This window comes from Rhodothermus marinus (assembly GCF_009936275.1).
In the GTDB taxonomy this organism is placed as follows: domain Bacteria; phylum Bacteroidota; class Rhodothermia; order Rhodothermales; family Rhodothermaceae; genus Rhodothermus; species Rhodothermus marinus_A.
Map to the genome: position 1 here is coordinate 2,363,661 of NZ_AP019797.1, position 15,896 is coordinate 2,379,556.

The following is a 15,896-nucleotide window of genomic DNA, read 5'->3' on the forward strand; positions in this document are numbered from 1 at the left end:
AACATCCCATGGTTAGCTGCCGGTCAGTCCCAGCCGCTGCTTGAAGTATTCCAGTGTGCGTCGCAATCCTTCGCGCCGGCTCACTTTTGGTTCCCAGCCCAGCACGCGCCGGGCCAGCGAGATATCGGGCTGACGCACCTTCGGATCGTCGGCCGGCAGCGGCTTGAAGACGATTTCACTCTTGCTGCCGGTCAGTTCGATGATTTCTTTTGCAAACTCCAGAATGGAAATCTCCTCGGGATTACCGATGTTGACCGGCCCCACGTAGTCGCTCATGAGCAGGCGGTAGATGCCCTCGACCAGGTCGTCGATGTACTGGAACGAGCGGGTCTGGCTTCCGTCACCGTAAACCGTGATGGGCTCCCCCTTGAGCGCCTGTGTCATAAACGTCGGCAGCGCCCGCCCGTCGTCGAGCCGCATCCGGGGGCCGTAGGTGTTATGTGCACAGACGCCGTTGCCGGCTACAAAGTTTTCATAACCCTCTACGCTGAAATCGTATACATACGGCGTTGCTTTGATCGGTTCAATAGAAAGCACCTTGGCCCAGACCAGATCGCCCAGACGCGTCGCGTTCAGGCGCTGCGTAACCCCCTGATCCCACTCCAGAATGTTGAAGTTGGAAAGTTCACAGACCGTAACACGCCAAAATGGATACCGTCGCCCCGGTCGTTTCTTGATTGTGCTTTCGTACCGCCCGACCGAGGCCACAATGCCAAAACGTAGCAGCAGGTAAGTCAGATCGGTTGCAAGCCCTTCACTGGCCGTATTGAAGGCCAGCTCCCGCACTTCAGGATAGCGGCTGTGGGTTCCGTCGCCTTCCCGATAGCCCTCCAGAAAATGCTTGACCCGCTTCAGTGGAAGCTGAAGAATCCAGGCGGGCAGCCGCAGGCTTCTGGAAGGAGCCGCTACCTGAAAAACTTCGTGAAACAGTTCATAGAGCATCCGTCCATCGACGTACAGGGCAGGCGACCGTTCCGATTGCGCCGCAATCCGACGCGGACGAATGCCCAGATGCGTCTCCAGAATATGCGCCGCCCGATCCAGTAGCCGCTCCTCCGAACTGATCATGATCCGATAGGTGCCCTTTCGGGCAAACGCATGCCCTTCCGCTACAAACAGCCCCAGTAGCCAGAGCAAATCGTCCGTAATCGGAATGTGGTTGGGTAGCGCGATACTACGCCCTGCTGTGTACAGCCGGATCCTGGCATCCTTCGGCCACGTCAGTTTTCCGGCATGCCAGAGCGCAGCCGCCACATAGAGCGGCAGATAGGCACCTTTCAGGTACTTACGATAAGCACAGCTGGCTGTATTCCGGGCGGAGCGGCTACCCTGAAAACGGCCGCTGCGTAGCAGCACGTCCAGAATAAACGCGCGTTCGCGGGCAATCACCGTCCGTAGCGAAGGCGCCTGAAGGGCATAGCGCCAGAGTTCCGGTGCTTCTCGCGTACGGATCAGATGTTCGGCCAGATTGATCGCCGTCCGGTCCTGTTCCACGACGGGCAGTCTGGCCGGAATGGCGATGTAATCTCCGACTTTTAGCTCACGCACAGGCACGGCTTCGGGCAGGCCATCGGCGCCCCGCCGGAATACGCTGTGGTCGCCCGTTACGCGAATGGACCGTCCGTAGCGGGTTCGGATAAGGTAGGCATCCTTGTTCCACGACGGGTGCTTGATGAAAGCCCGGGCCAGCCGAAGCTCCATGCGGTAGGTGCGGGGATTGAAAGCAGGGACATAAATGCGACGGGGCACAACCAGACGCTCCTGTTCGACCGACCGCGCATAGTCTTCCACCGCCTCGACGTGCATCGTCTCATCGTTGAAAAGCACCACAGTCTCGTCGGCCATGATGCTGTTAAAGATGCGCACGATGCGCACGTCGACGCCGTGGTAGCGGTGGTAGGCCATCGTCATGGCCTCGGCAAAGCGCTTGGCCTCGTCGTAGACGCCCCGCAGCCCCACCGGGTTGACGTTGCCCCAGTAGTCTTCGGGCTGCGGGTGCACCAGCGGATCGCCGTAGACCTCGCTGGTCGAGGCCAGCAGAAAGCGCGCACCTTTGGCCTTGGCCAGTCCCAGCGCCTTGTGCGTGCCCAGCGCCCCCACCTTGAGCGTCTGAATCGGATACTTCAGATAGTCGGCGGGAGAGGCCGGGCTGGCAAAGTGCAGCACGTAGTCGAGCGGCCCCTCCACATAGATGAAATTCGTCACATCGTGGTGGATGAAGTGGAACCGCTCGTGGCCGATCAGATGCGCGATATTGTCCGGGGAGCCCGTGATGAAGTTATCCATGCAGATCACTTCATGGCCCTCGGCCAGAAACCGCTCGCACAGGTGCGAGCCGATGAAGCCGGCGCCCCCCGTGATCAGCGTACGCGGTGGACGACTCATGCGCCTGTTTTTCCGTCGGTTGTGCTTGAACTGGCCAGCAGCGCCGGATCCGGGTTGGCATGCGGTGGATAGTGCGGCCGGCCGATCGAGTAGTACTCAAAGCCCATCTCGGCCATCCGCTTCGGATGGTACAGGTTACGGCCGTCAAAGATCAGCGGCCGCGCCAGCCGATCCCGCATGCGCTGAAAGTCCGGTCGCCGGAACTCGTTCCACTCCGTGCAGATGATCAGCGCCTCGGCACCGTCGAGCGCCTCGTACATGCCCGGTGCATACGTGAGTGCATCGCCAAAGACGGCCCGCGTGTTTTCCATCGCTTCCGGATCGAACACCACGATATCGGCGCCGTGCTCCAGCAGCTTGCGAATGATCACATGCGAGGGGGCCTCGCGCACATCGTCGGTGTTCGCCTTGAAGGCCAGGCCCCAGACGGCCAGCCGACGCCCTTCGAGCTGCCCGTTGAAGTAGTCGTAGACGCGCTCGGCCAGCAACCGCCGCTGCCGCTCGTTGACGTCGAGCACAGCCTTCAGAATCTGAAACGCGTAGCCGTACTCCTCGGCCGTGCGCGCCAGCGCCTTGACGTCTTTCGGGAAGCAACTGCCGCCAAAGCCAATTCCGGCGTAAAGGAACTGCTTGCCGATGCGGCTGTCGAGGCCGATCCCGCGCCGCACTTCGTCGACGTTGGCCCCGACCCGTTCGCACACGTTGGCGATCTCGTTCATGAACGTAATCTTCGTCGCCAGGAAGGCATTGGCCGCGTACTTGGTCATCTCCGAGCTGCGCTCGTCCATGACCAGGATCGGGTTGCCCTGGCGCACGAACGGCTCGTAGAGCTGCGTCATGATCTCCGCCGCTCGCGGGCTGCGCGTGCCGATGATCACGCGCTCAGGCTTCATGAAGTCGTCGACGGCCACGCCCTCCCGGAGAAATTCTGGATTGGAGACCACATCGAACTGCTCGCCGGCCTTCAGTCCGTAGGACTCGAAAATCTCCCGCACGCGGTCGGCCGTTCCCACGGGCACCGTGCTCTTGTTGACGATGATCTTGTAGCCGGTCTCCGGATGGGCGGCCATCCACCGGGCGATCTGATCGGCGACGCCCAGCACATAGGAGAGATCGGCCGAGCCGTCTTCGCCCGGGGGTGTGGGCAGCGCCAGAAAGATCACCTCGCTTTCGGGCAGGGCGTCTTCCAGCGACGTGGTGAAGTGCAGCCGGCCTTCCCGCCGGTTACGCTCGTAGTAGATTTCCAGACCGGGCTCAAAGATGGGCAACTCGCCCCGGTTCAATTTTTCGATCTTACGGGCATCGATGTCCACGCAGACCACCTCGTTGCCCATTTCGGCAAAACAGGTGCCGGTCACCAGACCGACGTACCCCGTACCAACAATGGCCAGCTTCATGTTACCTCTTATGTTTTACCCCGGGTCACTCCAGCGCTGTAAGAAAAGCCACGCGGTGCCTCCACGCATGCGCCTGTGGCGAATGTGCCCCTGCACTTTTTGCGTGCCTCTGTCAGACAGTTCGGCGGATTAACGCGGAAGTAAAGCCTGAAGATGCCATTTTGCTGCGATGCGCGCGCTTTTCATGAAAATCCCGTCGAGGTGTGCCTTCAGCATGTCCGTGTGGCAGGTCGACACTGCGAACGTGCATACATCGGCGGACACAAAGGTCCGCCCCTACATGGTGAAAACGGTATCGCTTGCCCGGTAGGGGCGTCGCGCCGTGTGCTTTCGAGGATGCCGCGCACAGGCACCGGGATACCCGGCCGGTCCGAAGGGTCCCGGGATTTTCATCTAACCGCCAGGCCGTTTCTCCGGCATCCGACGATCACCCGGCATGCAGGCCCAGTCGGCGTTCCAGCGCTTCGCGGCGGCTGCGGCTGACCTTCAGGCGCACGCCGTTTTTCAGACGCACGGCATAGCGACCGCCGGCGCCACGGAGGAGCACGTCAATCAGGTCAATCCGCACGATGGCGGACCGATGGATCCGGATGAACAGGTCCGGATCGAGCCGCTCCTCGAGCGTCTGCATCTGCTCACGGATCACGTACACCTGGTCACCCACGTGCAGCTCGGCATAGGGCCCACTGGCCGTGATGTAGTCGATCTGTCGGACCGGAATGACGCGCACCTGGCCGCGCATTTCGACGGCAATGCGTTCCAGGTATTTCGAAGGCTTCGGCGGCGCCGCAGGCCGGTCGTCCTGCAGGAGTTGCAGCAGACGCTCGCGCAGCGCCTCCACTTCCCGAAGTTTCAGCAGGCGGCGGGCGCGCTCCAGCGCCTGTTCGAAACGCTCGTCGTCGAAGGGTTTGAGCAGGTAGTCGATGGCCGCCACCTCGAAGGCTTTGAGCGCGTACTGGTCGTAGGCCGTCACGAAGATGGTGACGGGCATCCGCTCGGGACCGATCTCGCGCACCACGTCGAGACCGGTCATACCTGGCATCTGCACGTCGAGGAAGACCAGGTCGGGTTGCAGCGTGCGAATGGCTTCGACAGCTTCTCGGCCGCTCGTGGCCTGTCCGACCACTTCGATGTCCTCGCGGCCTTCGAGCAGGTCCAGCAGACGCTGACGAGCCAGCGGCTCGTCGTCGACGATCAGGACACGTAGCGGACGGTCAGGTGTCGGCATGGGCGCTCACGTGCAGGTCAGCTGCTGTATGATACGGCAAACTAATGCAGACTTCCACGCCGCCCTCCGGGGGCTGACGCAGCTCCATCCGGTAGGCGTCGCCGTAGAGTCCCTCCAGACGGGCCCGGGTGTTGCGCAGTCCCAACCCTTCCTGCCACTGTCCGTTGCCGGAGAGGCCCGGACCGTTGTCGCGCACGTACAGCCAGAGCTGATCGCCTTCGCGCCAGGCGCGCAGCGTGATGCGCCCGGTCGTTTCGAGACGGCTTATCCCATGCTTGATGGCGTTTTCCACGATGGGCTGCAGGATTAGATTCGGCACCAGCGCATCCAGCACGTCCGGGTCGATTTCCTGCTTCACCTCCAGCCGCCCCTGAAAGCGAATCTGTTGAATGTCGAGGTAACCCTGCAGAAAGCGCAGCTCCTGAGAGAGCGGCACCTCCTGTGCCCCGCTTTCGTCGAGCGTGTAGCGCAAGAGCTCGCTCAGTCGTGCGATCATGTGCCGCACGCCTTTCGGGTCGCGCTCGACCAGCGCCGAGATGGCGTGCAGCGTGTTGAAGAGAAAGTGCGGGTTGAGCTGCATGCGCAGCGCCTGCAGCCGGGCTTCGGTCAGGCGCGCCTGCAGGTCGGCCGCCTGCGCTCGGAGCTGGGCGGCTTCCTGCTGGCGCTGCTGGTAGCGGACGAAGTAGTCCCGGGCAAAGCCGGCCGCCAGCACGGCAAAGAAGGTCACCAGGTCGTTGATGAACCAGAAGTGGCGAATGCCCTCCAGCAGGTCAGCACGGCCACGTCGCCAGGGTAATTGATAGACGTAAAGGTAAAGGAAGTCCACCCAGACTTCCATCAGCAACGCCACGGCCAGCCCGATGCCCAGCAGGAGCAGCAAGCGACCGACCCACCGGGGACGATCGAAAGCCATTCGCCGACTCAGCCAGAAGATACCCGGCGTCAGCAGCGCCCAGGTGTAAAACTCCGAAAAGATGTGCAGGACCTGCCGGCGCACCAGCGACGCTTCCTGTCCGGCCCAGCGGGGATCCAGCAGTCTACCCGTCGCTACCAGCACGGCCAGAAACGTCCAGAACAGCCAGATCACCAGCACCTCTACCCAGCGTCGCCGCAGGAATCCTGTCCCGGCGCTTTTTGCTTCGTGCAAGGCGGCCATGTATTTCCGTTTCGCTGTGAATGACCAGAACTGAAACGCCCGGATTTTCAAAAGGTCGCCTCTGTTGCATGAGCTGCACCGATGGGTTTATGAATGGCACCACCCTGCTTTATGGCACAACTTTACCATATTTTCACAAACAATCGGTTACGACTTTGCCGTGCTGTTGTCTTTCTCGTCAGCAGTGCGGGCTGCTGGCCGTTCTCGCGCCCGCTTTTGCCGACATCGATTGCGAAAGCCATTCACATCGGGCCATGAAACGGCAACTCCTCGGGTTTCTGGTCGTTCTGTGCGCCTTACCCGTCTATGCCCAGACGGTCCTCTTTCAGGAGTCGGTCGACACGACCGGAGCGCTTCCAGTCGGCTGGCTGGCGCGCCGCTGGACAACGACCGACCAGACGCCGTCGCCGGGCTCCGGCGGATTCAGCTTCGCATTGCAGGGGCGCCAGGCGGATCGGCTCTGCACGCCGGTGTTCGATGCGCGGGCGGCCACCCCGGACACGCTGTCCTATCTGGCGCGCCGGACGGGCTCGTATCCGGCGTTGCATCTGGTTGTGCGGGCATCCGTGGACGGCGGCCACACGTTTCCTTACGTCGTCGCGGCGGCCGGCGAGGCCCTACCGGAGGCCGATGGCAGCTGGACGGCGCTGCGCTTTCCCCTATCGCCTGAACTGTCGGGCACGCCGGCCCTGCAACTCTGCTTCGATGCCTTCGGAGGCACCAGCTCCAGCGCCCGCGTACAACTGGACGACATTACCTTACAGGGCACGGGGCAACTGCGCCGGTGGCCGCTGGCCGCATGGCCTGCGCACATCGATGCGGGCTTTGTGGCGGTGGGCGATACCGTGTCGCTGCCGCTTCAGGTACGTAACCAGACCGACAGTACGCTGATCGTCACGCTGCCGGCGCCGCCATCGCCCTGGTGGCTGTCACGAAGCGCCGTGGTCCTGCTGCCCCACCAGACCGACACGTTGACCCTTTTCGTGGCTCCCGCCCTGGCCGATACGTTTGCAGTCACCTGGGGGATACCGCTGGAAGGCGACACGTTCTCGGTGTCCCTGCATGTTACCTCGACGCCTCCGCTCCATGCGCTGGGCTGGCATACGCCAACCATTGCAGCCCGCGCGCAGGATACCGTGCAACTGGGATTGCAGCTTCAGCTTTCGGGAGAGGCGACCGCCCTGCAGGGGCTGCTGGTGACCGCCCTGTTGCCAGCGCACAGGCTGACCTATCTGGAGACGCTACCCGGCGCCTCGCTACCAAATCCGACGCAGTGGACGCTGCAGACTGTCCAGCGTGGCGACACGCTACAGGTTTTGCTGCTAGGTGAGGGCATCCATGCGCTACCTGCTGGAAGTTATCCGGAATTGCTGCGGCTCCAAATGGTGCCCGGCGACGTGCCGGACACGACCCGTCTGATCCTGACACTGAACACTTTGCAGGCCACCACGGCCACTCCAGAGGCTGCTCCCATGGTGCTGGCGCTCCACCCGCGGCGCCTGCATCTCACGGTGCGTCCGCGTACGGCGCAGGCCGTCCTTTTTCCGGATACGCTGCGGTTACCGATCACCGTGGTCGGAAGCCGCCGGACGGCCACCGCCTACCTGAGCAATCCCGGCGGCGAGCGCACGCTCCACGCCCGTGTCCTTCCTCCCTCGGATCCCACGCTGACCGTCGCGCCCGACTCGCTGGCCGTCGCGCCGGACGATACGGCCCGGCTGACGATCACCTTTCGGCCCACCCTCCGTGAATTCGGCTATCGCGTGGCGACCGTGCACGTCCGGCACGACGGACTGGGCACGGACACGCTGCTTGTGGTCGAAGCAACCGGCGTCGGCGGACTTGGCGACGCCACCGAAGAAGGTGCCGTGGACGTGGCCGATCTGCAGCGGGGCATCCGGTTCGTGCTTGCGCAGGAAGCGCCGGAAGCACAGGATCGGCTGGTGCTCGACGTGGCGCCGTTTCCGTACGGGGACGGTCGGTTGCAGCTCGACGATCTGAGCGTACTGGTACAGGCCATCGCGCGTAACGCCTGGCCCGACGGTCACCCGCTTCCGGTGCCTCCCCCCACACCGTCAGCGGCCGGCAAGCAGGAGGCGCCCATCGTCTTCCGTCCGGTCGTCGAGGCCGACGGACGCCTGCATCTGGAGATCGACGCCCCGCAACCCTTCGGCGCGCTGCAGCTCGCGTTGCCGCCCATCGTCTGCGATACAGGTAGCGTCACCGTACCGCCCGAGGCCCGCCTGCTGGCCGAAACCACGCCGGACCGTCTCACGCTCCTGCTCTATCGCCTCGACGGGGCTTCCTTTGCGCCGGGACGTTACCGGCTGGGTGTCCTGGAGACGGAGCGGGCCGATACGCTGCGCCCCGTGCGCTGGGTGGCCGTCGACGAGACCGGCCGCTATCTGCCCACGGCCGTTCAGCCGGCCGAAGGCACCGGGGTCGTGTCCGTTTCCGAAGCACCCGTTTTCTTTCCGCCCTATCCGCAACCGTTCTTCGTCGGCCAGCACAGCGCGCTGGTGATCGCCGGCGAACTCCCGGCCCCGAGCCCCTTCATACTGGAGGTCTTCGACCTGCTGGGACGCCGGCTGGCCGTCGAGCAGGGCCAGCTCCCCGGTGGATCGTTCCGGTACCGCTGGGAGGTTCGCGATGCGCAGGGGCATCGGCTGGCGCCCGGACTCTATCTACTGCGTCTGCGAACGTCTTCCCACACCCGGACCTTTCCGCTCGTCGTGCTTCGCTGAATCGCGCATCCATAGCGCCTGCGTGCCGTTCGTAACAGTTCGGTGCAGCTCGTACCAGCGGCTGTATCCCGCCGTTTGGCCTGTTGTATAAGGAGATGCAGGCAAACGAAAACAACAGGTACGAGACATGCGCACGATTTTTCTGGGACTGCTTTTGAGCGTGCTGGTGAGCGGCTGGACGCAGGCGCAGGACCGCCCGGTGGGATTGGCCGCCGCCCGGATCAGCGGCCAGGTGCTGGACGCTTCCACCAATCAGCCTATCGAGACGGCCACCATTGCCGTCTGGCGCACGGCCGACTCGACGCTGGTTACCGGTACGGTAACCGACGCGGAGGGACGCTTTACCATCGAAGGACTTCGCCCCGGCCGCTACTACGTGACGGTCAGCTTCGTCGGCTACCGGCGCCAGGTGATTTCGGACGTCACGCTGCGCCCGCCCACCGCCCTGCAGGTCGATCTGGGCACCATTCGGCTGGAACCCGACACGGCCCAGCTGCAGGAGGTGCAGGTGACGGCCGAACGGGAGGCCGTGGAAATCGGCATCGACCGGATTGTCTATAACACACGCGATCAGCTCGTCAGCGCGGGCGGTGCGGCCGTCGATGTACTGCGCAACATTCCGTCGGTCGAAATCGACGTCGAGGGCAACATCAGCCTGCGCGGCAATCAGAACGTTGCCATCCTGATCAACGGCCGCCCCTCCGCCCTGCAGGGCGAAGCGCTCACGCGCTTTCTGGAGGGGCTTCCTTCCGATGCCATCGAGCGTGTCGAGATCATTCCCAACCCGTCGGCCAAGTACGAACCCGACGGCATGGCCGGCATGATCAACATCGTGCTCCGACAGAACCAGGACCTTGGCCTGGGCGGTAGCCTTTCGCTGGGTGCCGGCACGCAGAACAGCTATAACGCCTCCGGCACACTCACCTTCCAGCGAGGCCCCTGGAATCTGACTTCCACCTATGGCTTCCGCACCGGCGAGCGGCCGGTCGAGGGCACCCGCTTCCGCGAAAACCGTTACGAAGACCCGCTCACCTACTTGGAACAGCTCGACCGGGGGACGTTCGAGCGCTACGCGCACAACCTGAACACCACGCTGGAATACCGGCTCGGCCGCCTGAACACGCTGGGCGCTTCGGCCCTGCTCAGCTTCCGGGGCGGCGGCGAAAACACGCGGGCGCTTTACCAGAATCTCGACGCCTCGCAAACGCTGACTTCTCAGTACGAACGCCGCGTCGAAGGCGACCGCAACGACTTCAACATGGATTATCGCCTCTTCTTCCGCCGCATCGTCGATCCTTCCCAACACGAACTCAACGCCGAGCTGCGCTACGAGCGAGAAAAGGAAGACGACCTCGAGCATTATCTACAGCAAACGCTGACGCTGAGCGGGGATCCCACGGGCGAAGCGCAACGCGAACGCAACGAGCAGGACGAGCGAGGGTCTACCCTTTCTTTCCAGATAGACTATATGCGGCCGCTCGGCGACCGGCTCCGCCTGGAGGCCGGCTACAAGGGCGATCTCAACGTGAACGACTACGCCCAGCGCTATGAGGTGCAGGGCGATGCGCCCTTCCTCAACGACTTTCGCTACACGCTGCAGCGCCATGCCGCCTATGGCATCCTCAACTACGACCTGGGCGTCTTCGGCGTGCAGGTCGGGCTGCGCGCCGAACAGGCCCATACCGAGTTCGAGCAGCAAACGCTGGGCGAAACCTATCGAAAAGACTACTTCAGCCTGTTTCCGAGCGTCTTTCTGAGCTTTCGCCCGGTGCAGACCCATCAGTTCCGCCTGAGCTACAGCAAGCGGATCAACCGCCCCAACACCTGGCAGCTAAATCCGCTCAGCGACCTGGACGATCCGCTCTTCCGCCGCCAGGGCAACCCCTACCTCGATCCGGAGTATACGCACGCCTTCGAGTTCAGCTACTCCTGGATCTCACCGGCCGTTACGCTCACGCTGACGCCGTATTACCGCTATACGGTGGACGTCATCCGCTGGTACGAATCGCTCGATCCTGCCACCGGTATTACCACCGTCACCTTCCGGAATCTGGCCTCGCGCGACGACTGGGGCTTCGAGACCGTCGGCACCTTCCGGCTGGGCAACCGGCTCAATGCCTTCGCCAGCGTGAACGTCTTTCGCGTTACGACGGACGGCAGCAACATCGATACCGACTACGGCAGTGATGCGATCGGCTGGAGCACTCGTTTGAATACGACGCTGAGCGTCATGCCCGGTCTGATGCTGCAGTTTTCCTACTTCTACAGCTCTCCGCTGGATGTCGAGAATGGCCGCATCTCCGGGCGCTCGATGGCCGACCTGGCGCTGCGCCAGCAGTTCCTGAACAACCGGGCCAGCCTGAGCGTGCGCATCAGCGACCTGTTCAACACGATGCGCTTCCGGGTCGAACGTGAAGATGCGCTGTTCTACCAGCGGTTCAACCGGAGCTGGAATGCCCAGCAGGTCTTCCTGACTTTCACCTACAACTTTGGCCATCAGAACCAGCGCCGGAATCGCCGCTGGGACGAAAATGGGGAGAACGGCCGGCCGGAAGACGTCGAAGGGGTCTTCATCCAGCAGTAAATGCCCGGATGTGCTTCAGAGAAGCCCGCGTTCACCGACGAACGCGGGCTTTTTCTTGAACGGGCACCCTGCGTGCCTCGGAATTCGGATACCGGGATCCCCTGCGTCGTTCGATTCGGTAGCGGCGTCCCGTGGTGCGCCCGTTCGGGGAGGGCCGCTCAAAAGCCGACGTGCGTCAGCGAGAGCAGGAGCATGAAGCGCGAGCCGCTCCCCATCAGGTGGCTGCGCGGGCTCCCGGCTGCCGCAAGCCGCAGCCCCCAGGCGCGCAGCTGCAATCCCGTTCCGCCATAGAGCATGAGGGCTCCGTCGCCGCCGGTCAGCACACCGCCGAACAGCGGGAGGAAGCTCCATCGGGTTTCGGCGCCGAGCACAAGCTGCGGCACGCGCGCGCCGTTCGTTCCGGTGCGGTTCAGTCCCAGCGACAGCGTCGCATGCAGACGCGTGGTGCCGCCCAGCCAGTAGGTCGCGCCCAGATGCAGCGCGGCCGGCAGCATGGTGGTCACACCGGTTTCCTGCACGCGCACGTCTTCGTAGGCAGCGCGTGCCAGGCTGTCGAGCTGATGTTCGATGTAGGCGCCCAGGTCGTTATCGAACTCCGTGCGCAGCCGGTCCATGTCGAGCTGCACGCCTGCGAACGCAAAGACCGAATCGCCGGGCGTATGGCGCTTCACGTTTTTCCAGCGCAGAAAGCCCAGGTCGGTCAGACTGGCGCCGAGCAGCAATCCAGGCAGCAGCCGGTACTGCGCGCCCAGCGAGAGACCGAGCCCCCATCCCTGCCGCCGCAGTCCTGCCATCTGACGCGCAATGCCATCCCCGGCTTCTTCATTCATCCGGCGATTGTCGAACAGATCGAATCCTTCCAGCAATTCGCTCGTGGCCCCGGTCAGATCCAGCGTATAGGCATAGCGGTGCACGACCTCCGCCGTCCCGACGGTGACCGTTGAGTGCATCCTGCCCCGCACGTAGTGGCTGCCCAGCAGCAGGCGCGGGGCCACTCCGACGATCAGGTCCGGATTCAGCTTGCGGGCATACCCCACCACCAGTTCGTGATAGGTCATTGCCTGAAACTCACCGTTGACGGGCACGGTGCGCGGTTCTTCGGCGCCTTTCAGGAGCACGTCCGGCAGTCCCCGGTTCATCCACAGCCGCTGCTGCTGACGCACGCGCCAGGCCACACCCCAGGACGACCACCAGCCGGTATGCGTCAGCGCCAGCGGCGTCACCTCCACCGCCTCGCCGGCGGTACGCCAGGCGTCGGCGCTGCCGAACCAGGCGTCGAGCATGCGATCTACTTCATCCGGCGTTAGATGCCGACCGGCCGCTAGATACCGGTTGTAGAGGTCGAAGCGCACCAGGCTGCCGCCCCCCAGTCCGCCCAGCTCCATCAGACGCAGTCGGGGCCCTGTCACGCCCGCGTTCATCAACGCGGCGGGATTCAGAAACAGCGCATCCGCGCCCGAGACGGCGGCCGGGTTGAAGCCGGTCTGGATGGCCCAGGCGCTCAGTCGGGTATACTGGGCCTTCGCCGTCCCTGCAAGCAGCACCAGCAGCGCGAATATTCCAATCCGTCGCAGGATGCGTACCATGGCCTTTTTTCTCATTCAGTGAACACGCGTGCGATAGCGGAAAGCCCCCTGAAGCTGCAGGCGCAGCGCATCGGAGGCCCGGATGCGTACGGCCGACACCTGCTCGGCGGGCGTCTGCACCTGCAACACCAGCCGCGCCCGACGTCCCTGTTTCAGCAGCGCCAGTTGATCACGGGTCAACGTGACCGAGACCTCCCCTTCCCGATAGGTCGTGGCGAAGCCCTGTCCGTCCACGGGTGCCGCGGCGACCTGCAGCGTATTTTCCGCCGGAATACGCACGCCGATGGGCTGCTCGAAAGCATCGAGCAGTTCGATCTCGGTGGCGACGGCCAGCGGAATGCCGTTCGCGTAGCGCAGCGTCAGCCGGGCTTCTTCGACCTGCACGTCGTCCTGGGGATCGGTGGGCAGATCCAGCGAGCTCAGATCGACTTCCACCGTGTCCTGCACTTCGATGACGTCCGTGGCAATGTGCAGCGGAATGCGCAGGCCGGCCCGGGCCGTCACCGTCAGTGGTTGGCGCAGTTGCACGGCCCCCTCGGCCACCACCCGACCTACCACGCGCAGTTCCTGCGGCAGCAGGCTGAGGAATTCGTCGATGTTGGAATTCGTCGCATCCAGCACGTAAGTGCGCGTAACCGGCCGGTCGGGATCATCGGTGCCCACGAATGGCAACCGGATGAGCTGATCGGCACCAAGCGGCGACCCGTTGTAGCGCAGCGGGGCGATTACCGGATCGTCCGGCGTCACGGCATAAGCGCCTCTGCCGCGCAAAAAGCGTGTCGTTCCGTCGGCGGCCCGTCCCAAGATGGCCAGGTAGAGCGTGGCCTCCCCGCCGATGTTCGTGGTCAGGCTGAGCGTCAGGTCGGTTCCCTGCACCTGCAGGCCGCTGACGCGTTTGCTGAGTTCGTCGAGGCCGTCCACGCTGGAAATCCTGGCCTCCGCATCCAGCGCTACGTCCAGCAGCCCGTCGCCGTTCACGTCTTCGTTCAGGTCGGCCGTCAGGTTGCTCACCTGCACGCGAGCGTCCTTCAGGTCCAGATTCTCCAGGCGCACCGTGGCCCGCACGGAATCCGTCGCTTCCAGCGCGCGCGCCTGCGAGGCCGTCTCCAGCCGTCCGTAGATGTGGTAGCGCAGCGTATTCTGGGCGGGATACAGGCGTAGATCACGCAGCGGCAACGTTCTGGTTATGGCGGCGCCGGAGGAAATCCCGGAAAACAGATAGCGGCCCGGATCGTCGACGGCTCCACGCACGAAACGGATGACCAGCGTGTCCCCCGGCCCGTAGGGCGGTCGGCGGATGTCCGGAAAGCTCAGCCGGAGCGTGTCCAGGTTCACGTCCAGCGTACTCAGCAGATCTTCCAGCACGAGCTGTCCGTCAGCCAGCGTCACGTAGTCGCCGGGGCCGAAAACGACCTCATCGCTCTGAATCGAAATGGACCCGTCGGTCCGGAACGTCTCGCCCTGCGGGTAGAAGTACAGTGTATTGAGACGGGCCAACCCCTGCAGCTCCATCTCCAACCGATCGGCCGCAGCAACGTCTACGGGCATGGCACTCCCCGGTGTCGAGACCATCGCCACCGCATCCACTTCCCGGGAGACCACGCCGAGCTGCACCGGCACCGTCACGGTCTCACCGGGCCCCACGGTGACCGGCCCCAGTTGCAGCGCCGTGTATCCGGCCGGATAGCCGCCCACCGGTTCGCGCGTCCGGATCTGGAGCGACTCGATCTGCAACGCGATGGGCAACTGGTTGTGGAGCGTCAACGCCAGCTGACTCGAAGCCAGCACGGCACCGACCAGCTGGCTCTCTCCCGCGACGGCGATTCGTTGCCGCTCCACCTGGACTGTCTGGCCGGGAACGGCCGCACGGGCGCGGTCGGCCTCCAGCGTGGTCGTCCACACCTGAAGCTGGATGGTCCCCGAGGGCTGTGCGGCCCCGCCATACGTCCCCAGATCCAGCTCGTAGATCAGTTCGGGAACCAGCCGCTTCCCGGCCAGGCTGGCCATGCCCGCAGCCGTCTCGCCAGGCTGCGGCACCCGTTCGAGCACGACTTCCTGCAGCAGCTCTCCGGTATCGGCGTAGCGAATGCGCAGGCGCGGTGGGCTGGCGGCCCGACTGTCGGTCAGCGGCACGTCCAGCCCGTTGTAGAGCGACACGTGTAACTCGTTGACGCCGCCGGTGGCGTTGCCGAGCACGACCTCGGTCCCCTCCTGTAGATCGATAAACTCCGTGCCCAGATCCAGACGGGCCGGCGGTGAGGGAAGCGACGCTTCCAGAGGCAACACGGGTACCGGCATCGTCGTATCGACCAGCGCCAGCGGTTCGATGCGCAGCACCTGCAGGTCGAAGCTGTACGCAGCGCTCAGGTCCTGCTCCAGCACGTCGTCCACCCCGGCCACCACCGACACGGGCGCCGGCATGGCCCGTTCGGCCAGCGTGCGACTCAATTCGTCCAGCTGGACGAAATCCTCCAGCTCCTCCTCGGCCACCAGTGCCAGCACGTTGTCCGACTCTACCCGGAAAAGCGTATCGACCCCGTGACGGGTCGTGTCGATCAGCGCGTCGGTCCCTTCCTGCGGTCCCAGTAACACGAACGTCTTTTCCAGAAGCAGCGGAGCCTGCAGGGACGATTCGAAAGAAAAGTCAGGGGCTCCGGTGGGCATCTCGCAGCGGCTGAGACTCAGACACAGCAGCAGGCCCAGGCACCCGGCCAGCGCACGTCGCATCGATCCGTAAACCGTCTGGTTCAACTTCGCAAACAGAGGGGATACGATTACCCTTCAAGGGTATCGGAACGGGATCGATGCGTCTTAAG

General features: G+C 63.9%; 8 protein-coding genes and 1 pseudogene. 2 read left to right on the forward strand and 7 right to left on the reverse strand.

Features of this window, described 5'->3' with window-relative positions; all coding sequences use genetic code 11:
- Positions 1-12: 12 nt before the first annotated feature.
- The 5 genes and pseudogenes from GYH26_RS15675 to GYH26_RS10220 form a co-directional block, all read right to left on the reverse strand.
- On the reverse strand, positions 13-1,845 hold the full coding sequence (locus tag GYH26_RS15675) for an LAGLIDADG family homing endonuclease (protein WP_431768145.1): 1,833 nt from the start codon (positions 1,843-1,845) through the stop codon (positions 13-15).
- A gap of 3 nt (positions 1,846-1,848) precedes the next feature.
- A pseudogene (locus GYH26_RS15680) lies at positions 1,849-2,385 on the reverse strand (NAD-dependent epimerase/dehydratase family protein); the annotation flags it as partial.
- On the reverse strand, positions 2,382-3,782 hold the full coding sequence (locus GYH26_RS10210) for a UDP-glucose dehydrogenase family protein (RefSeq protein ID WP_161541559.1): 1,401 nt from the start codon (positions 3,780-3,782) through the stop codon (positions 2,382-2,384). The gene GYH26_RS10210 and the pseudogene GYH26_RS15680, both read right to left, overlap by 4 nt.
- 427 nt (positions 3,783-4,209) lie before the next feature.
- On the reverse strand, positions 4,210-5,010 hold the full coding sequence (locus tag GYH26_RS10215; RefSeq protein WP_161541560.1) for a LytR/AlgR family response regulator transcription factor: 801 nt from the start codon (positions 5,008-5,010) through the stop codon (positions 4,210-4,212).
- Positions 4,997-6,166, reverse strand: coding sequence for a sensor histidine kinase (locus tag GYH26_RS10220; RefSeq protein ID WP_161541561.1), 1,170 nt, complete (start codon positions 6,164-6,166; stop codon positions 4,997-4,999). Before GYH26_RS10220 ends, GYH26_RS10215 begins: the two co-directional genes overlap by 14 nt.
- A gap of 254 nt (positions 6,167-6,420) precedes the next feature.
- Between GYH26_RS10220 and GYH26_RS10225 the strand changes: the two genes are divergently transcribed.
- Positions 6,421-8,910 carry a hypothetical protein gene (locus GYH26_RS10225; protein WP_161541562.1) on the forward strand — a complete coding sequence of 830 codons (2,490 nt, stop codon included), beginning with the start codon at positions 6,421-6,423 and terminating at the stop codon, positions 8,908-8,910.
- 127 nt (positions 8,911-9,037) lie between these two features.
- A complete protein-coding gene (locus tag GYH26_RS10230; protein ID WP_161541563.1) occupies positions 9,038-11,494 on the forward strand; it encodes a TonB-dependent receptor domain-containing protein in 2,457 nt (818 codons plus the stop codon).
- A gap of 158 nt (positions 11,495-11,652) precedes the next feature.
- Here the strand turns inward: GYH26_RS10230 and GYH26_RS10235 are convergent, their stop codons facing one another.
- Positions 11,653-13,080 carry a DUF5723 family protein gene (locus GYH26_RS10235; protein ID WP_161541564.1) on the reverse strand — a complete coding sequence of 476 codons (1,428 nt, stop codon included), beginning with the start codon at positions 13,078-13,080 and terminating at the stop codon, positions 11,653-11,655.
- A gap of 15 nt (positions 13,081-13,095) precedes the next feature.
- Complete coding sequence (locus GYH26_RS10240; protein WP_161541565.1) at positions 13,096-15,807, reverse strand: hypothetical protein; 2,712 nt, start codon at positions 15,805-15,807, stop codon at positions 13,096-13,098.
- Positions 15,808-15,896 lie beyond the last annotated feature (89 nt).